At 45.9% G+C, this 22716-nt stretch carries 1 protein-coding gene; it reads left to right on the plus strand.

Features of this window, described 5'->3' with window-relative positions:
* The first annotated feature begins 104 nt into the window (after window positions 1-104).
* Window positions 105-22679, plus strand: a complete 22575-nt coding sequence (locus L1D60_RS08875; RefSeq protein ID WP_239840754.1) for a retention module-containing protein — start codon at window positions 105-107, stop codon at window positions 22677-22679.
* Window positions 22680-22716: the final 37 nt, after the last annotated feature.

Genomic DNA, 22716 nt, shown 5'->3' on the forward strand with positions numbered 1-22716 from the left:
ATTAGAGATAAAACAGAGGCTGAATTTAAGTAGCAGCCCAATTCGCGCTTACTAAAATTTTTTGCACGATTTGAGAACACCGATTCGTGCATCTAGGGGGACATATGGATGTCGAAGTTTTGCGTAACGCAGCAATAGTTCAGCAAGTAAGTGGTGATGTGGTTGTCATGCGCCCAGATGGTAGCGCCCGAAAATTGAAAGCGGGCGACACCATTCTTGACAATGAGATTATCATCACCTCGAAAGGCGCTAAGTTGGTGCTTGTTCAAGTAAATGGCGAGGTGAATGTTGATGAGAACTGTGTCGGCTGTCTTGATGATGCATTCGCTTGGCGAGAGCAGCCGGTCGGTGGCGACGTTGAAATAGACTTTGTTCAAACGGGGAATGAAGCATTCGATGCCGATAACATTGCAGCGATTCAAGAGGCAATTTTAGCAGGGGAAGATCCTACTGAGATATTAGAAGCGACTGCTGCTGGGGGAGCAAGTGGCTCTGCCAACGCAGGCTTTGTGACCATTGATTACAATTATACCGAAACGCGACCTGCAACGTTTTTTGAAACCTCAGCGTTAGCGCAAGAAGATGTTGATGAAGATGACGATGGATTTAGAACTGACGTCACTGCATCATCGGGCGGGCAAAGTTTTTCTCAAAGTTTAACGGAAGGCTCACTATCTCAAGGAACCTATCCTCAAATTGTCTCTACCAGTCAACTCATTCAAAGTGGTAGTCTCGATTTAGACCCCAACTCTTTTGTACCAACTGCTGCTTCCTTATCGACTCTGCTTAGCGAACTTAACAATGACATTACGTCCGGTGGCGTTGCGGTTCAGTTTGCTTATGATGCTACTGAAAACGCCATTGTTGGTACTCAAAATGGTGCAGAAGTGCTGAGCATTGATATCGACACCATCAGCTCAGGCTCGAATGTAAACTTGACGCTTACTTCCACGTTGTCTGCCCCTATTGATCATGTTCCTTCGGTGAGCGATGGGCAAGTTTCATACATCGATAACCAAGTCACTCTTACTTTTGACATGCAAGGTGCTGACATAGGTGGTAATGCTATCGCAGCACCTATCTCTGTTGGTTTAGCTATTTTAGATGGTGCAGACCCAATCCCTGAGACAGTCACAATTACGAATCCAGAAACTAACACGACGTTGATTGAGGGTAGCTTGGTTTCTATTGAGAGTGATCGTCTCGCGTCTGTGGTATTTGATCCGTCTTCGCTGTCTCAATTCGATGGCATTTTGAGTGATAACCAAAATACACTCGCTCAACTTTCAGATGACGGTACTGAAATTACCTTGTCTATTTTAGGACGAGGAGAGGTTGTTTTAACGGTGTCAGTGGACACAAACGGCGAATACCACTTCCAACAGTTCAAACCAATAGAACAGATTGGCTCTGACTCTCTCGAGTTTTCGTTGCCCGTTACAATCACTGACTTCGACCAAGACTCGGTGGTGAGCACTTTAAATATTACTATCTCGGATGGTGACCGACCAACGGTCAATTCCGTCGATCCAATTTCAGTCCAAGAGAGTGCCCTTGTTGGCGGCTCAGAAGAGGGTGTAGGAACTGTCACAGGCTCGGGCTCTGTTGATTCAGATACCTTCGCCAGTGATATTATTGATCATCATGAACTAGAACCATTGGAATTTAATACCGATGGCAGTCTACTTTCTAACGGAGAGCCTGTTGCGCTGGAGTTAGTTAGTGAAGTCAATGGCGTGAGAAATTACGAGGGTTTCGTCATTATAGATGGCGTGCGAACGGTCGTTTTTGAAGTCGCTGTCGATAGTCCAGTATTAGGTTTCTATGAGTTCACACTTATTGATTCGCTTACTCATCAAGGCTCGCAAGATGCAGAATTGAGTTTTGAGTTACCTATCTATGCCGTTGACACAGACGGCGATCGTTCTTCTTTGGCTGGTGGTTCAGGGGAAGCTCAAGCTGCTCTCATAGTAGTGACGGTAGTGGACGATGTTGTCGAGTTAATTGATAACAGTGTCGCACTTGATGAGCCAACGCTAGTGGGTGAATCAACGGTTTCTTACAACGTATTCAACTTCACCGGTGCTGATGATGCGACGGTACAATCTTTTGTCTACGATGGAACAACATATAATCTAGATCTTCAACAAGATGCTGCGGTTCAACAAGCTTTCGTGTTTGATGAAGGTACGCTCAATATTGCTTTGAACGGCGATATTACATTTGTGATCGCGCGCGATATAGATCATTCAGCGAATGAAACCATCATCAAAGACATTACGTTTAACGCGGTTGATGGCGATGGTGATACAGACTCTTCTTTACTACAAATTTCTATCACTGATGGTCAAATCCCAACCATTAACGATATACCAAGTGTTACTTTGCTAGAGCCAGACTTAGCTTCTGGTTCATCTCCAACGGGCTCAGATGTTAGCTCAACGCAAACCATAGATTTTACGCCGGGTAGTGATGATGTTGCTCGCTTTAGACTTGAGAGTACTGAATTTAATACCAGCGGAGCGTTAACGTCGAATGGCTTGGTTGTAAGTTTGAAAGAGGAGCCAGCAGATTCTGGAAATTATATTGGTTTTGTAACGGACGCATCAAATACTGAAACGCCAGTCTTTACCCTTGAATTTTCTGGTTCAACGCTCGGTGAATATACCTTCACACTGCTTGAGTCGTTAGATCATGAAGATGGTCAGTCGAATAACGAACTCACTTTCGAACTTCCAGTTTATGCAGTCGATTCTGATGGTGATGATTCACTCGGCGCTGCGCTGGCCGTCACCATCGGTGATGATTTGCAGAGTATGCAAAATGGTGTGTTAAGTATTCGAGAGCCGACTTTAGCGGTATTGACGCAGTCAGTGGTGACAACCGAGACAATCAATGTTCTCCCAGTAAAAGGTGCGGATGATGCAGCGATAACACGCTTTACTTTCGATGGTGCCATTCGAACGTTGGACCCTGATGATACGAGTGAGCAAGAGTTCCAATTCTTAGAGGGCTCGCTTTTTGTAACACTTGATGGCGATGTGCGTTTTGAGCCGAATCGCAATCTAGACCAAACCAATGGTGATATCGTTAAAACGGTGGTCCTGACCTCGAGTGATGGTGATGTCGATATAGACACAGCAACAGTCATCTTAACGATTACAGATGGTGATGATCCAACCATTGATAATGTGCCAAGTGTAACTCTCGACGAATCAGGCCTTATTGATGGTTCGGCGCCTAGTGGCGTTTCTGTCGACTCAAAGAATACTATTTCATTTACTGAAGCGAGCGATGACGTTGCACGAATCGAAGTTGTGGTCGGGCAGTTTAATCGAGATGATTCGTTAACATCGAATGGCTTGATCGTTGAAATTCGAGAGGAGCCAGCAGGATCGGGTAGTTATGTGGGTTACACGACTGACATATCAAACACTGAAACACCTGTATTCACACTGACTTTTGATCAAACAAACATCGGTGATTTTACGTTTGTGCTACTCGAAGCGTTTGATCATAGACCTTTACAAGGTAACAACCTGTTATCTTTTGATATTCCTATTTTGGCTATCGATACGGATGGTGATAAAACCGCAATTAGTCAACTGGTTGTGAATATCAATGATGATGTGCAGGTTATGCAAGATGCCGGCTTGAACGTGACAGAACCGAATCAAGCAGACTTGAACGCAGGTACAGTTACGACAAGTACGGTTGATGTATTGACTTCGCCAAGCGCTGATGGTGCGAGTGTCACTCAGTTCATTTATGATGGCACGGCTTATACGCTTGACCAAACGGTTAGCTCTGAGCAAGAGTTTATATTCACAGAGGGCTCGCTGTTTATCACCACGCAAGGTGAAGTGCGTTTCGAACCAAACCGGGATTTAGACCATTCGGCAGGCGATATTATTAAGAGCATTGTTGTCACTTCTAGCGATGGTGACGACGATCTTCTGACTTCTACGGTTACGCTGACCATTACCGATGGCGATGTACCGACTATTGATGTCATACCTCCTGTTTCACTTTCAGAATCCAACCTTTCTGATGGTTCAGCTCCAAGCAACTCACCAGCCAGTGATACCAAAGTCATTCAATTCACGAACCAAAGCGATGATGTGGTCTCGTTCCGTATTGAGCCGACTTTGTTCAATACGTTAGGTGCTTTAACAGCGAATAACTTAGCGGTTCAGATCAAAGAAGACCCGACCAGCCCTGGTGATTACATCGGCTTTGTTAAAGATGCTTCCGATGTTGAAACAAACGTCTTTACCATCAGTTTCTCTGACACAAATTTAGGTCAGTACACCTTTACGCTTCTGGAATCGTTAGACCATGAAGATGGTTTGGACAAAAACTCGGTCATTTTCGATGTTCCTGTGTTTGCCGTTGATAGTGACGGCGATGATTCTGCAATGTCGCCACTTACCGTGACCATCGAAGATGATGAGCAAGGCATGAGCAATGGCGTCTTGAACATCGAAGAGCCGACAGTGGCCGATCTGGCTGCTGGGGTGGTGACCACAACCACCATTGATGTGATGCCAGAGCAGAGTGCGGATGGCGCGACCATCACTGAGTTTACTTACGATGGTGGTGCGCCACTGACGCTCGATCAAACAGATACCGGTGAGCAAGAGTTCACCTTCACTGAAGGTTCTCTATTTATCACGCTTGAAGGCGATGTGCGCTTTGAACCGAATCGCGACCTTGACCATGAGTCGGGTCCAATCGTGAAATCGATTGTGGTGACTTCGAGCGATGGTGACGTGGATGTCGAAACTGCAACGGTTCTGCTGACGATTACAGATGGTGATATCCCAACCATTGAATCTATCCCAAGCGTGTCGCTGTCTGAATCTGAGCTTGCCGATGGCTCTGCACCAAGTGGCGGTGCTGTGAGCCAAACTGAAACTATCTCGTTCACCAACCAAAGTGATGATGTTGAGAAGTTCCGACTTGAGCCGACAGAGTTCAATATTGGCGGTGCGTTAACGTCGAACAATATTGCGGTAGAACTGAAAGAAGAGCCAGTAGATTCTGGTAATTACGTTGGTTTTATTAATGACGGCGGTACGGAAGTGCCAGTATTCACACTGAATTTCTCTGGAACCACTCTTGGTCAATACACCTTCACACTGCTTGAAGCGTTAGACCATGCTGATGCTCTAGATAACAACGAGCTAACTTTCGAGTTGCCAGTCTATGCTGTGGACAGCGATGGCGATGATTCACTCATGTCGCCACTGTTAGTCACCATCGGTGATGACGTGCAAATCATGGCGAACGGCACACTCGATATCACTGAGCCAACCGTCGCAGATTTGGCTGCTGGTACAGTAACCACCAATACCATTGATGTGATGCCAGCTCAAAGCGCTGATGGGGCAGTAATTACCCAATTCACATACGATGGTGGTACGCCTCAAACTCTAGACTTAACCATCACAGGTGAACAGAAATTCACGTTCACAGAAGGTGATGTGTACGTCACCATCGAAGGTAATGTGCGCTTCGAGCCGAACCGAGACTTGGACCACGAAGCTGGTGATATCGTTAAGTCTTTAGTGTTTACTTCAAGTGATGGCGACGTTGATGTAGAAACGGCGACGGTAACGCTAACGATTACAGATGGTGATATTCCAACCATTGAATCTGTACCAAGCATCGCACTTGCCGAAGCAGATTTAGTCGATGGTTCTTCCCCAATTATTGGCGCAGTAAGCCAAACAGAGACCATTTCGTTTACCGATCAAAGCGATGATGTAGAGAAGTTCCGATTAGAGCCGACGGAGTTTAATACCGATGACTCACTTAAATCAGATGGGCTTCCAATAGATTTGAAAGAAGACCCAGCAGGCTCGGGCAATTACGTTGGTTTCACGACAAGTGCAACTAATGTTGAAACGCAAATCTTCACACTAAGCTTTAGTGCTGCGACTCTTGGCGAATATACGTTCACGTTGTTGGAGAACATTGATCACGAGGATGGTCGAGGCAATAACGATCTAACGTTTAATCTATCAGTCTACGCCGTTGATACTGACGGTGATGACTCGTTAATGTCACCGCTGTCAGTGACCATCACCGATGATGTTCAAGTGATGGTGAGCGGGGCTCTGAGTATCGAAGAGCCTACTGTCGCTGACTTAGCATCGGGCACTCCAACCACATCAGTCTTCGATGTGTTAACTAGCGCAAGTGCCGATGGTGCCAGCGTCACTCAGTTCACTTATGACGGCACGGCTTATAGGCTTGATCAAACGGATAGTTCTGAGCAAGAGTTTACCTTCACAGAGGGCTCACTGTTTATCACCACGCAAGGTGAAGTACGCTTCGAGCCAAACCGAGATTTAGACCACTCGGCTGGCGATATTGTTAAGAGCATTGTTGTCACATCTAGCGATGGCGACGATGATGTTCTTACATCTACGGTTACGCTGACCATTACCGATGGCGATGTGCCGATCATTGCTGTGATTCCTCCTATTTCATTGTCTGAATCGAATTTAACAGGCGGNGATATTGTTAAGAGCATTGTTGTCACATCTAGCGATGGCGACGATGATGTTCTTACATCTACGGTTACGCTGACCATTACCGATGGCGATGTGCCGATCATTGCTGTGATTCCTCCTATTTCATTGTCTGAATCGAATTTAACAGGCGGATCTGATCCGTCGAGCTCTGCGGTCAGTGACACGAAAGTTATTCAGTTTACTGATGAAAGTGATGATGTGGTCTCGTTCCGTATTGAGCCAACTTTGTTCAATACGTTAGGTGCTTTAACAGCGAATAACTTAGCTGTTCAGATTAAAGAAGATCCAAACAATCCAGGTGATTACATTGGCTTTGTTAAAGATGCTTCCGATGTTGAAACCAACGTCTTTACCATCAGTTTCTCTGATACAAATTTAGGCCARTACACCTTCACGCTGTTGGAAGCGCTCGACCATGAAGATGGTTTGGACAAAAACACGGTCATTTTCGATGTTCCTGTGTTTGCCGTTGATAGTGACGGTGATGACTCTGCAATGTCGCCACTTACCGTGACCATMGAAGATGATGAGCAAGGCATGAGCAATGGCGTCTTGAACATCGAAGAGCCGACCGTGGCCGATCTGGCGGCTGGGGTGGTGACCACAACCACGATTGATGTAATGCCAGAGCAAAGTGCCGATGGCGCGACCATCACTCAGTTTACTTACGATGGTGGTNAGCAAGGCATGAGCAATGGCGTCTTGAACATCGAAGAGCCGACCGTGGCCGATCTGGCGGCTGGGGTGGTGACCACAACCACGATTGATGTAATGCCAGAGCAAAGTGCCGATGGCGCGACCATCACTCAGTTTACTTACGATGGTGGTACGCCTCTGGTGCTCGATCAAGATGACTCAGGTGAGCAAGAGTTTATCTTCACTGAAGGTTCTCTATTTATCACGCTTGAAGGTGATGTGCGCTTTGAACCGAATCGCGACCTCGACCATGAAAGTGGTCCAATCGTGAAATCAATAGTGGTGACCTCTAGCGATAGTGATGTGGATGTCGAAACTGCGACGGTTCTGCTGACGATTACGGATGGTGATATCCCAACCATCGAATCAGTACCAAGCGTGTCGCTGTCTGAATCTGATCTGGCCGATGGCTCTGCACCAAGTGGTGTTGCGGTTAGCCAAACAGAAACGATCTCGTTCACCAACCAAAGTGATGATGTTGAGAAGTTCCGACTTGAGCCGACAGAGTTCAATATTGGCGGTGTGTTAACCTCAAATAACATCGCGGTAGAGCTAAAAGAAGATCCAGCAGATTCTGGTAACTATGTTGGTTTCATTAATGACGGCGGTACAGAAGTGCCAGTCTTCACACTGAACTTCTCAGGAACGACCCTTGGCGAATACACCTTCACACTACTTGAAGCGTTAGACCATGCCGACGGTCTAGATAACAACGAGCTGACTTTCGAATTGCCTGTCTATGCGGTAGACAGCGATGGTGATGATTCGCTGATGTCGCCACTGTCAGTCATCATTGGCGATGACGTGCAAATCATGGCGAACGGCACGCTTGATATCACAGAGCCAAATTGGGCGGATGGTACAGTCACCACCAACACCATTGACGTGATGCCAGCTCAAAGCGCTGATGGGGCTGTAATTACCCAATTCACTTACGATGGTAGTGCGGCTCAAACTCTAGACTCAACCATCACAGGTGAACAGAAGTTCACGTTTACGGAAGGTGATTTGTACATCACCATCGAAGGTAATGTGCGCTTCGAGCCAAACCGAGATTTAGACCACGAAGCTGGCGATATCGTTAAGTCTTTAGTGTTCACCTCAAGCGATGGCGACGTCGATGTAGAAACGGCGACGGTAACGCTAACAATTACAGATGGTGATATTCCAACCATTGAATCTGTACCAAGTATCGCACTTGCCGAAGCGGATTTAGCCGATGGCTCTTCCCCAATTATTGGAGCAGTAAGCCAAACGGAGACCATTTCGTTTACTAGCCAAAGTGATGATGTAGAGAAGTTCCGATTAGATCCGAGCGATTTCAACAGTGATGACTCTTTGAAATCTGATGGACTTCCAATAGATTTGAAAGAAGACCCAGCAGGCTCGGGCAATTATATTGGTTTCACGACCAGTGCGACCAATGTGGAAACGCAAATCTTCACACTAAGCTTTAGTGCTGCGACTCTTGGCGAATATACGTTCACGTTGTTGGAGAACATTGATCACGAGGATGGTCGTGGCAATAACGATCTAACGTTTAATCTACCAGTCTATGCCGTTGATACCGATGGTGATGACTCGTTAATGTCACCGCTGTCAGTGACCATAACCGATGATGTCCAAGTGATGGTGAGTGGTGCACTGAGTATTGAAGAGCCTAATGTTGCCGATTTAGCTACAGGTACGCCAAGTACATCGGTCTTCGATGTACTAACCAGCGCAAGCGCTGATGGGGCAAGTGTCACTCAGTTTACTTACGACGGCACGATTTACACGCTCGACCAAACGGATAGCTCTGAGCAAGAGTTTATCTTCACGGAGGGCTCGCTGTTTATCACCACACAAGGTGAAGTGCGTTTCGAACCAAACCGAGATTTAGACCACTCGGCTGGTGATATTGTTAAGAGCATTGCTGTGACCTCTAGCGATGGTGACGACGATGTTCTGACCTCTACGGTCACACTGACGATTACTGATGGTGATGTACCGACCATTGATGTGATTCCGCCTATCTCACTGTCTGAATCGAATTTAACAGGCGGATCTGATCCGTCGAGCTCTGCGGTCAGTGACACGAAAGTTATTCAGTTTACTGATGAAAGTGATGATGTGGTCTCGTTCCGTATTGAGCCAACCTTGTTCAATACGTTAGGTGCTTTAACAGCGAATAACTTAGCGGTTCAGATTAAAGAAGATTCAAACAATCCAGGTGATTACATTGGCTTTGTTAAAGATGCTTCCGATGTTGAAACCAACGTCTTTACCATCAGTTTCTCTGATACAAATTTAGGCCAGTACACCTTTACGCTTCTGGAAGCGCTCGACCATGAAGACGGTTTGGACAAAAACACGGTCATTTTCGATGTTCCTGTGTTTGCCGTTGATAGTGATGGGGACGACTCTTTGATGTCACCACTTACCGTGACCATCGAAGATGATGAGCAAGGCATGAGTAACGGCGTATTGACCATCGAAGAGCCAACAGTGGCCGACCTGGCGGCTGGGGTGGTGACCACAACCACGATTGATGTGATGCCAGAGCAGAGTGCGGATGGCGCGACCATCACTCAGTTTACTTACGATGGTGGTACGCCTCTGGTGCTCGATCAAGATGACTCTGGTGAGCAAGAGTTCATCTTCACCGAAGGCTCCCTGTTTATCACGCTTGAAGGCGATGTACGCTTCGAGCCGAATCGCGACCTTGACCATGAAAGTGGTCCAATTGTGAAATCGATTGTGGTGACTTCGAGCGATGGTGATGTGGATGTCGAAACCGCAACGGTAGTACTGACGATTACGGATGGTGATATCCCAACCATCGAATCAGTGCCAAGCGTGTCGCTGTCTGAATCTGATCTGGCCGATGGCTCTGCACCTAGTGGCGTTGCGGTCAGCCAGACTGAAATCATCTCGTTCACCGACCAAAGTGATGATGTTGAGAAATTTAGACTTGAACCAACCCAATTCAATATTGGTGGTGCGTTAACCTCAAATAGTATCGCGGTAGAGCTAAAAGAAGATCCAGTAGATTCTGGTAACTACGTTGGCTTTATCGATGACGGCGGTACGGAAGTGCCAGTCTTCACACTGAGCTTCTCGGGAACCACTCTTGGTCAATACACCTTTACGCTACTTGAAGCGTTAGACCATGCCGACGGTCTAGATAACAACGAGCTGACTTTCGAACTGCCTGTCTATGCGGTAGACAGCGATGGTGATGATTCGCTGATGTCGCCACTGTCAGTCACCATTGGCGATGACGCGCAAATCATGGTGAACGGCACGCTTGATATCACAGAGCCAACCGTCGCAGATTTGGCTACTGGTACTGTGACCACCAACACCATTGATGTGATGCCAGCGCAAAGCGCTGATGGGGCGGTGATCACCCAATTCACATACGATGGCGGTGCGGCTCAAACCCTAGATTCGACCATCACGGGTGAACAAAAGTTCACGTTCACAGAAGGTGATTTGTACGTCACCATCGAAGGTAATGTACGCTTCGAGCCAAACCGAGATTTAGACCATGAAGCTGGCGATATCGTTAAGTCTTTAGTGTTCACCTCAAGCGATGGTGACGTCGATGTAGAAACGGCGACGGTAACGCTAACAATTACAGATGGTGATATTCCAACCATTGAATCTGTACCAAGCATCACACTTGCCGAGGCAGATTTAGCCGATGGCTCTTCCCCAATCATTGGCGCAGTAAGCCAAACAGAGACCATCTCGTTTACCAATCAAAGCGATGATGTTGAGAAATTCCGATTAGAGCCGACGGAGTTTAATACCGATAACTCACTCAAATCAGATGGTTTGATCATTGAGCTCCGCGAGGAGCCATCAGGGTCGGGCAACTATATTGGTTTTACCACTGATATTTCAAATGTTGAGACTACAGTATTCACAGTTAACTTCAGCAGCTCTACTTTAGGTGAATACACATTCACTCTTTTAGAAGCCATCGATCATCGACCTATTCAAGGCAATAACGATCTAACGTTTAATCTACCAGTCTATGCCGTTGATACCGATGGCGATGACTCGTTAATGTCGCCGCTGTCAGTGACGATTACCGATGATATCCAATCATTAGTTGCTGGCTCTATGATGGCCAAAGAGCCTTCAACCGGCATTGAAACATCTAATACCATTGATCTAATGCCTGATAGCAGTGCAGATGGTGGAACGCTTACGAGTTTTAGCTACGATGGCGAGGCTTTACAAACACTAAACCAAAATATCGTCGGCGAACAATCATTCACTTATGACGAAGGTACGCTATACGTCACAATTGACGGTAGCATGCGATTTGAACCTGTGTCCGATCTCGACCATTCTGGTGGCGATGTCGTTAAAACCATTTCGGTGAATTCTATTGATGGCGATGGTGACATTGTCAGCACTTCAGTATCGTTGACAATTGAAGATGGCGAGGAACCGGTGATTGATATCATTCCTGATGTTGCATTGAATGAAGCAAATCTAGACGGTGGCTCTGCCTCTACGGGCACCGCGGTCAGTGAAACAAAAGTTATTACCTTTACGGAAGGTAGTGACGATGTGACCCACTTTAGAGTGGATACCGCGAACTTCAATACTTCAGGAACGTTGAAGTCAAACGGTCTGGCAGTTGAAATGAAAGAGCAGCCTGCTGATTCAGGAAACTATGTCGGCTTTATCACCGATGCATCAAATGTTGAGACGAATGTCTTCACGTTGGAGTTTTCAGACACGAATCTTGGTCAATATACATTTACTTTGTTAGAAGCTTTGGATCATGCCGATGCTAGCCTTGCCAATACGTTAGATTTCGATATTCCTGTGATAGCGGTTGATGCTGACAATACAGATTCCGCTTCGTCATCGTTGAACGTCACCATTACCGATGATCTACAGCAAACGCAAGACAGAACTTTAAGCATTGTTGAGCCTGTTACGACCTCTGGCGCTGGCGGTCCGCCAAGTACAGGCATTGTTGACGTTATGCCAACAGACAGTGCAGATGGCGCGACGGTTACTCAATTTATGTATGGAACTGACGGACCGTTTACTCTGGATCAAACGAACTTCACTGAGCAAGAGTTTGCGGTAGCTGACGGGAAACTATTCGTTAAGTTAGATGGCTCTGTACGCTTTGAACCAGATAGAAACCTCGATCATTCTGGTGGTGATATTGTTCGTAGTATCGTTGTAACCACCAGCGATTTCGACAAAGATGTTGAAACAGCAACAGTGACCTTAACGATCACGGACGGCGTAGATCCCGTCATCAATATCGTTCCAGATGTGTTCTTGTCTGAAGTTAATCTAGCCGATGGTTCGATGCCAACATCGGGTCCAGTAAGCTCGACTCACACCATTACTTATACCGAAGGGAGTGACAATTTTAGTCATTTCCGCATAGATACGAATGACTTCAATTTTGGAGGCTTGCTGAAATCGAATGGTTTAGTTGTTGAATTAAAAGAAGAACCCGCGGATTCAGGTAACTATGTCGGTTTCACCACGGATGCTTTAGGTGCTGAAACGGACGTCTTTACTATCAACTTCGATAGCGTCAACAAGGGTCAATTTACCATTACCTTATTGGAAGCGGTCGATCATCTTAATGGCCTTAATTACAACGACCTGAATTTCCGTTTACCTATCTATGCGGTTGATACGGATGATTCAGAGTCAACACGACGTGATATTGTGGTAACGATTGAAGATGACATTCAGCAAATGCAGGATGGCATCCTAACGATTACTGAACCAACTTCAGGTACACCGACGACGGCGACCGTTGATGTGATGCCATTGCCGAGTGCCGATGGTGCGACCATTACTGAGTTTACCTACGATGGTGGGTTAGCGATCTCGCTCGATCAAACTATTACCGGTGAACAAGAGTTTACCTTCACGGAAGGTTCACTGTTTGTAACGTTAGATGGTGATGTGAGATTTGAGCCAAATCGAAATCTCGATCACTCAAGCGGGAACATCGTCAAAGATGTCGTGTTCACTTCCTCAGACTTTGATAATGATATCTTCATGTCGAGTGTTCGATTGACCATCATCGATGGTGAAGACCCTGAACTGAACGTAGTTCCAGGTGTGAATTTATCCGAAAGTAACCTATCCGATGGCTCTTCTCCAGACTCCAACCTGATTAGTGAAACCAATACCATTACAACGTTTGCTAGCAGTGACGACATTGCGAAAATTATCGTCAACACGTCGTTGTTTAATGTTGGTGGGACAATCCGGTCAAATGGGTTGGTGGTTGATCTACGAGAAGACCCAGTAAATTCGGGCGACTATTTGGCGTTTACCACGGTATCACCGGGCGTCGAAGTCCCTATTTTCACCTTAACGTTTGATGATTTAATCCCGAGCAAATATACCTTCACGCTTTTGGAGCATTTGGATCATCCGGATGGCGATGGAAACAACGAGATCCGCTTTGACTTATCGGTTCGCGCTCAAGACACAGACGGTGACATTTCGGACCCTAAACCACTTGAAGTTATCATTGGTGATGATGTTCAGGTAATGCAGTCAGGGGATCTAACAGTCACAGAGCCTACTACAGGTACTGTGACTAGCGATGTGTTTGAAACCATAACGGGACCAAGTGCGGATGGTTCAACAGTCATTGGGTTTACTTATGATGGCGGAGCGGAACAGTTACTGAATCAAAACGATACTGGTGAGCAAGCTTTTGTTTACCCTGAAGGGACACTGTATATCAAGTTGAATGGCGACATTCGCTTCGAGCCAAACAGAAATCTAGACCATGAAAATGGCGACATCATCAAGGACATCGTTGTGAACTCTCGAGACCAAGATCTCGACCCAGAAGACGCAACCGTAAGGTTAATAATTAGTGATGGTGCTCCACCGACGATTGATATTGTTCCGCCAGTAAGCTTGAGCGAAGTGAACTTAGCCGATGGTTCTTCTCCAAGTTTACCAGTGAGTGACACCAAGCAGATCTCGTTTACAGCAGGGAGTGATGATGTAAGCTATTTCCGTATTGAGACCACTGAGTTCAATGTTGGAGGAGCGCTTAAATCCAATGGGCTTGCTATTCAGTTAAAAGAAGATCCTTCCGTTTCTAGTGGTTATATAGGTTTTACTACAGAAGACCCTCTTCTTGGGCCAGAAGTCGAAATCTTTAAAATTAGCTTCTCACAGTCAGTGTTAGGAGAGTACACCTTTACACTACTGCAAGAGATCGATCATGCCGACGTGCAGGGTAATAACGATCAAGTGTTTACACTGCCAGTTTACGCTGTTGATACCGATGAAACAGATTCAACGATGACACCACTCAGCGTGACGATCACTGATGACGTACCTGAAATTACAGATACAGGTGTTGGCAGTAGCTTCATTGTTGATGAGGAGGACATTGGTAACCCAACCCAGGCGACAGGCTCGTTCGTGACAACTGAAGGGGCAGACCAAGTAGATGCTTACGAACTTCGCAACATAGCGGCTTTGGAAGCGATGCTTTCGTCTGGAAGTGAAGGTATCGAAATTAACAAGATATCCGGATCTGCTAATACAACGACTTACCAAGGTGTGACCGACACTACTGATACGCCAATCTTTACTCTGGAATTGACCAATGACGGCGATTATACCTTTACCTTATTGGGCCCACTAAATCATGCCACGAACCCAACAAACCTCGATACGCTGACCATACCTTTCGACGTGGTAGCGGTTGATGGCGATGGTGATGATTCGAATCAATACGAATTACCAATCGTCGTATTGGATGATGCCCCAACCATGACGGATCCAACTGGAGAAACTGTAGTTGATGAAGACGACTTGGCGGGAATTGGTTCAGATCAATCCGAAGATACCGTTATTAATGGTTTGTTTACCATCGATGAAGGCGCTGATGGTGTGGTCCTGTATGAATTGGTGAACCCAGATGCAGTATTAACAGGGCTGACGTCGGAGGGCGAAAGCTTAGAGTGGCTACCAGTTGTCGAAAGTGGCACAACCTTTACCTATACAGCGCAAACAGATACAAGCAACGAAGCTGTGTTTGAGATTGTGTTTGATACTAGTGACAACAGTTATCAGTTTGAACTGTTTAAGCCGCTCAAACACCCAGATGCGGATACAGAAAACAGTATTCCACTTAACTTCTCTGTGGTCGCCGAAGATTTCGATGGCGATCAGTCTAACGCTATCGCGCTTAACCTATCCGTGACGGATGATGTGCCTCTTGTCACGACTCAATCGATTACTCGTCTTGAAGGGCAGAATTACAACGGCTCTAAAGTGAACATGTTCGCTACTGCAACAGATACCGGTGCTGATGGCGCCGTGCTTACGCAAATAGAGGGAACTTCTGATGGTGATACCGGCATCGTATTTCGAAGAAGGCCGAATGACACAGAAACTGATACTTATGATCTGAACTCAGGTCGCCAGCAGGTGCGTGTTTATGAACAGGAGTACGACGCTGGAGGCAATGTTGTCGATGAGAGAGAGTTAGGTCGTTTGCGTATCAACTCTAACGGCGAAGTTGAGTTCAGAGCAAATAGTTATCTAGAGCACAATGGCGATGAAATCAACTTCTCGATTAATGTGATCGCGACCGATGGGGACTTAGATACCTCTGAAACACCTTTGAACATCACTATTGTCGATCGTGACTCAACGGCTGTTTCATTGAAAGTGACCACTACTGAGGATATAGGTCGTGACCCTTCAATTGATTACGCTGCAGGTAGCGAACCAACAGACCTAGAAAACACCTTTGACAATCAAGATGGCCTGTCTGATACGCCCGCTAAAGTTGAATTACAAGTCAATTTCTATGACCAAGACAACAGTGAAGAAATTGGTCAACTGAAGGTCTTCGACAATACCAATCATAGAGGCACTTTCTATTACTTTGATGGTTCAGAATATGTGAAATTGGCGACCGATGTGGATGGTAATTTTATTCTGGATGGTGCAGATATTGTTCAGAGCTTCATGCCAGACCCTGATGATCCCACAGATCCAAAAGATATTATTGCTACCATCGACAACCTTTACTTCGTCCCAGACCGAGACTTTAGTACTGGCGAAAATGGCGTCAGAATCAATTATGAGTTGGAGATCGACAAGAATGGTTCATTTGATCATACCGTTACCTCTAACTTTAGAATTGAAATCGAGGCGGTAGCCGACGAAGCTGAGTGGGATGATGTAAATAGCACGTACACCTACCTCCCAGATACTGATGGTATGGGCACAGAAATACCGGTAACTGAGGATGGAAATACCATCACTCTTAACCTTGAAGCTAACTCTCAAGACACTTCACGCCCAGAGACACTCACATATCAGCTCACGGTTGAAGAAGGTGCAGGTCAATTTACTCTATTGGATAGCTCCGGTAATCCGATAGGGCCTGTTGGTGGCCCATATATTATTGATGCAGCAGACATTAATAGCACTGTCGTTGATCCAATTGATAACTTTTCCGGCACCATTAGTTTTAAAGTCGTGGCTTTAACGGAAGAAACGACCAATCCATTCCTAGATAGTGACAATAGCGGTGCGAATAGCAAACAGTTTGCGACTTCTGACGAGCGAACCATTGTGATTGACGTACTGCCAGACGCAGATTTGGGTACTCTAAGTGTCAATCGTAAAACGATTAATGAGGATAATATTCTTGACCCTGATGTTGTTGGCGATCCAAGTAATCGAGTTGCATTAACACTTGATGAAGTCATCACCATGACAGCGTCGGAAGATGCAGATACATCAGAAACATTGTATGTGCGAATCAACAATATTACTGAAGGTGCTGTGCTTTATTGGTTAGGTACAAACACGGTGGTGCCTACCGTGAATGTTAACGGTGTCGACTATCAAGAAATTCTTTACTCTGAACTTGCTAATGTTGAAGTGATTCCTAAAGAGCACAGCAACGAGGATTTCAGCTTTAGTGTCTTAGGCGTAGTTAAAGATGAGGCTTCTCTATCAACTGGCACCGTGGTTGATGAAATTACCTTTGGTCCAAAAACGGTCAATATTGAAGTGATTGGTGTTGCTGACGTGCCGTTTGGAGGAACAAATGGTACAGATTGGACGGCAATTACAGATGGCACAGCAAGTGGCGTGCAAACCACAATCCAAGAGAGCCAGAACGGAGACAGTTTCGCTGTTCTCGATTTTACTGTGTTGTCTGGTGAGCGAAGACCTGATGATCCAACTGATTCCCCTCTTGCAGGCGATGGCTCAGAAGCGATCACCGTTATCTTGTCAGGTATCCCAGAGGGCGTTGTTATCGAAGATGGTGATGGCACGGTTATCGATCTTAACTTCGTGGGTTATGAAGATGACATTAATGGGAACCCAGATCTTAATAAGCCAATCTACGAAGCGAATATAACGGAGGAGGGTATCACCTCAGGTATTCGAATCCGCCCCGTTGATTCATCCACAGAGAACATTCATATCAAAGGACAGGTTGTTGTTACTGAAAACGACGGACACACCTTAACGTTCGATCAAGAAGTTCGAGTGTTGGTTGAACCTAGAATCGATACCTCTGCGATTTATAGCAACACCACAACCGGTGACGAAGATACGGCTATCAATATCGATTGGCATCCTCAAGGTGCTGACTACATTGATGATGATGAGCATTTCACGTCTATAACCATTAATGGAATCCCTGCAGGAGTCACCGCGGTCGTTAATGGGGATGTTACGGTTGATGATAGCGTTCCAGGTACTTTAGTGATTACACCGAAAGATGCCTCTCAAACACCAGAGCTGTTTACTCAGATCGCCTTGGCCAATGACTTCATCCAAATGACACCACCAGAAAACTCGAGTGAAGACTTTACGCTGACAACCGTCGTCGAGATGGAGGAGAGAGATTTCGAGTACACCGATGATGCTATTATTGGTGAGGGCGGCCGAGTAGTTGCTAACCCAGCAATTGAGGGCACCATTACAGTGCAAGTTGTTCCTGTCGTGGAACCTGAAGATCCTGATGGAGATAATGTTGACGAGAACTTTATTGTTTTCTCCAATGAAGACGGCACTGGTGAATTAACATCAATTACTTCTGATAACGCTGGGGTAATTAAATTCACGACCAATAGTGATAACCAAGCCGTAGATGGCGGTGGTGTTGAGATCTTGGATGGCGAGTACGTTATCCGATATAAAGAAGATGATGTCTCGCCTGAGTTCGCTATTAATGAAGTGGTTAACGAGGTTGTCATTCAGCTGAACACAACGTCAGATGGAGCATTACCTGAAGAAGTGTTAAGTCAGCTACTTGTTACTGGTGCTGTATATGAGGGTAATGGTCGCTGGGTGGTGACAGATGAAGATGCGTTTACGATTAGCGCTCCTGAAGGTCTAGATCTCACTGCCCCATATGATGATGGTATAAATACCAACACCAGCAGCATCAAAATGACCGTATTCACGCAAGTCGAGGACTTAGGAGATGAGGCCGGTGATCAGAACTCCCAAATTGTTCAAAGACAAGGTGAAGTGACGCTAACCTTCCCAGAAGACATTGCAGGCGGTGGAGAAATTGCTGCAGATATTTCGGCGACACCAAATCAAACAATTGACGCGGTTGAAGACGTTCAAGTGATGCTTGGTGATGCCCTTGAGAGCATTATTAGCTTCAGCGGTGGAGATGCGTTTAATGATCAAATCACCATAGTGATTGATGATACCGTGGTTGTTAACCCAGGAGACCCTGACGAAACAACCATTAATATTAGCATCGGTGGTAGTGGTGAGATCGACTTTGTTAACGGAGAATATGTGTACCAATCCACTTTGGTACAAGGTGTAACGCCAGATTTCTCCGACTTGGTACTGAATTTACCTGCCGACTATTCAGGTGACTTTGAGTTGCCATTTACGGTGATCACCAAAGATCTAATATCGGGTGATGAGAAGGTACTCGATACCAGCGCCGTCATTAAAGTGTCTGCGGTAACCGATGTAGCGCCAAGTATTTCTGTAGATATCACGGGCTCTTTAGATGATTCGCTGAACCCAGTTGATATTGACGGTCAACCGGGTGCTGAAGCTGTGGGTTATGAAGATACTTATATCGTGCTTGATTTCTCCGGTTCGGTTGCAGACCAAGTTAATGGCGTTGAAGGCGGTGATGAGCGTTTCACTGATATCACATTAACGTTAACTGATACAACCAATGGGCAGTTCTACAGCAGCACCGGGGCACCACTCGGTACAACCATCTCTTTCACTGAAAGTGAAATTGAAAATGGCGCTTTGTCAGGCGTACTGTTTAGACCGAAAGAAAACTTCCCGACTTATGATGACGTCAATGGTGTTGATGTCAGTACGGTTAGCGTTACTGTGAGCGGGAACATTTTAGATACTGCGACTTTTAATGAAGGTGGTTCTAGCACAACAGAAGATGCAACAAGCGAGTCTTTCTCAACGGTGGTGAGTTTTGATGTTGTTCCTGTCGTGGATGATGTTCAAATTACAGGGCCAGGAAGTGACCCTGATATCATCGAAATCACAGGTAATGAGGATCAGGAGATTTCACTTGCAGGTTCAAGTCCTGTATCAATTGCCTTGGCTGATCTCGATGGCTCGGAAGAGTTTGTCTCTATCAAATTCACCGATGTGCCTGATGGTTTCCAATTTAGAGTAGATAGCGGCTCTGATTTTACCGTTAAGAATAATGGCGGAGGCGTGTGGAGTGTTCAACTGCCATCTAGCGTGTCGAATTCATTTGATTTGAGTGAAGTATCGGTACTACCTCCGAAAGACTTCAGCGGTACTTTTGAATTTGGTGTTGAGGTCTTTACGCAAGAGTCCCTGCTTGGTGTACCAACCAACGCTGGTACGTTACCGAAGTTCCAAGTACATGTCTTACCGGTAGGGGACGATATTGATACGGATCCGACTGATTCTGTGTCTGGGTTGGAAGGTCAAAACATTGATATCGAAATTAATGCGAGCATTCTTGATAATGAGGCGTCTGCACCTGGACTTATGACTGAGAATGACCCAGAGACTATCCGAGTGGTGGTTAGCAATGTTCCTTCAGATGCTTCAATCTTGTATCCAGATGGAACAACGTTAGGCACCTACGATGCGGGTAGTGACACTTGGACGCTAGATGTAGATGCAACAGAACTCGACAAGATTGTATTCAATTCTGGTGAGCACAATTCAGAAGCGGCTAACGCACTGGGTATTGATGCGCCCTTGACTATCTCTGTTCGCTCAGTGGATACGGATGCCGATAACACCGAGTACTTAGGTACAGAAACCATTTTCAACGTGGATTTGGTTATTGATCCAATCAATGACCAACCAATCTTCGTCAATATTGAGAACTTAGAGACACCAGAAGATACCTCTGTTGCCTTGAGTGATATGTCGGGCTTCAAAATCGAAGATCCTGATGCCGTCTATGATGACCCAAATGCGATATACACACTCACGCTTTCGGTTGATCAAGGCACGTTGAGCTATACCTCTTCTACGGGAGTAACCTCAACACCAACAACGGGCACCTCAATCGTTCTTTCTGGCACCTTAGCCAATATTAATAATGCACTAGACAGTGGTAGCGTCAGATTTGAGTTGGGCGCCGACGAGAATTACCTGAATCAGGGCGGTGTAGCGACAGTTACTGCCACTGTAGATGATGGTGGTAATAATGGTTCCTCGGGCCCGTTAACTAACCAGACCACGTTTGAGATTAAAGTTACAGAAGTCAACGACATGCCTGTTGTTCCTAATATCGATTTAGGAACGATTGCAGAAGATGATCAAATCGTTATCAAAGCATCAGATTTGATTGCAGCATCGAGTGACCCTGAGGGGGACAACTTAACAGTAACAAATGTTAGCCTCACATCAGGTCAAGGCCAGTTGCAGTACTTTGAAAACAGTGGTGGTGTTGATGACCCATCGATTACTGGCCCATATTGGGTGTTTGATGCGAATGATGAATACGATGCGATTAGTGGCGATATTAGCTTCACATACACCATTCAAGATGATGGGAAAACCAATGGAACTGATGACTTCTTAACAGATACTGGAGATTTGAGCTTAACAGTGACAGGTGTTAATGATTCGCCAATTATTAATGGAGACAATGTCACGTTGGCGATCGACGAAGATGTTGACCAGTTGATCAGTGGTATCACCGTAGCGGACCCTGATTACGTTGGTGTTCATGCGGGGGATTTCATGACAGTCACCTTGAGTGTCGACTTTGGTACGCTATCAGCAACATTGCCGGGCACGACTACCGTGACTGTGAGCGGGCAGGGTACAAACTCAATCATGTTAGAAGGGACACCTGCGGACATTAATGCGATTCTTAACACGCCAACCAATCCTGTAGGTGTGTTTGTTGATACTCAGTACATTCCATCGAACAGCATTAAACTGCAAGTCGTGGCGGAAGACAGTGGTAACCCATCAGGCATCATTATTGAGACACCACCGCAAGAGTTCACGATTCAGGTAACGCCAGTGGCCAATACGCCAAGCCTGTCGATTGATCCTGCATTGAATTACGTTCGCAATATTACGGCAAGCCAAACTGCCAGTGCGAGCGGCATTCCATTGGTAGGTATTGTGGCGGCGTTGGCTGACATTAATGAAGTACTGACGTTGAATATCAAAGATGTGCCAGCAGGTGCTTCTGTAATTAGTAGCGCGGGTACTGTTTCTCTTAATGGAGGAGTATGGGTTGCATCCGCCGATGCGATTGATAGCCTGCAGATCGTTGACCTCCCGCAAGCTGTTGCACCGCATACTATCAAGCTTGAAGCCGTGTCATCGGAGTTGGATGATGGTAACGCTGTTATCACTCCGGGAGCCACGTCTACTGAGATCGATCTCAATCTCACTATTGTTGCGGATGCTACTGACATCGACCTTAGTGCGACAACAGATGACGTGCAGTTGATTGGGGATGGTGGCAATGCGGTTCTTGAAGCCGGTAGTGGGGATGACCGTCTTGAAGGTGGTAGTGGTAACGATGAGCTGATTGGCGGGGATGGTAATGATACTTTAATCGGTGGTGATGGCTTCGACATCCTGACAGGTGGCGACGGCATGGACTCTTTTGTCTGGCTTAATATCCAAGATGGTGTTGAAGATACGATTACCGATTTTGACTTGTCTGAAGGCGATACCATTGACTTGAGAGAAGTATTGCCTGAGCTGCAAAATGCGACGCTAGATATGGGGGTGTTGTTACAACAGATAGACGCTAAAGTCGTAGACGGTAGCAATATTGAGCTAACGATAAACCCTGATGGTATGGGTACCACTCAACAAACTATCTTAGTTGAAGACCTTGCTCCGCAACTGACTCTTGTTAGTACCATGCCTGATGATATCTTAGATGCGCTAGTTCAACAAAATGTGATTGTTCATGGCTAGCCGCTAAGTTTTATCGAAAAACGCCGACTCAACCGAG

Source organism: Vibrio sp. Isolate30, assembly GCF_022397975.1.
In the GTDB taxonomy this organism is placed as follows: Bacteria; Pseudomonadota; Gammaproteobacteria; order Enterobacterales; family Vibrionaceae; genus Vibrio; species Vibrio fortis.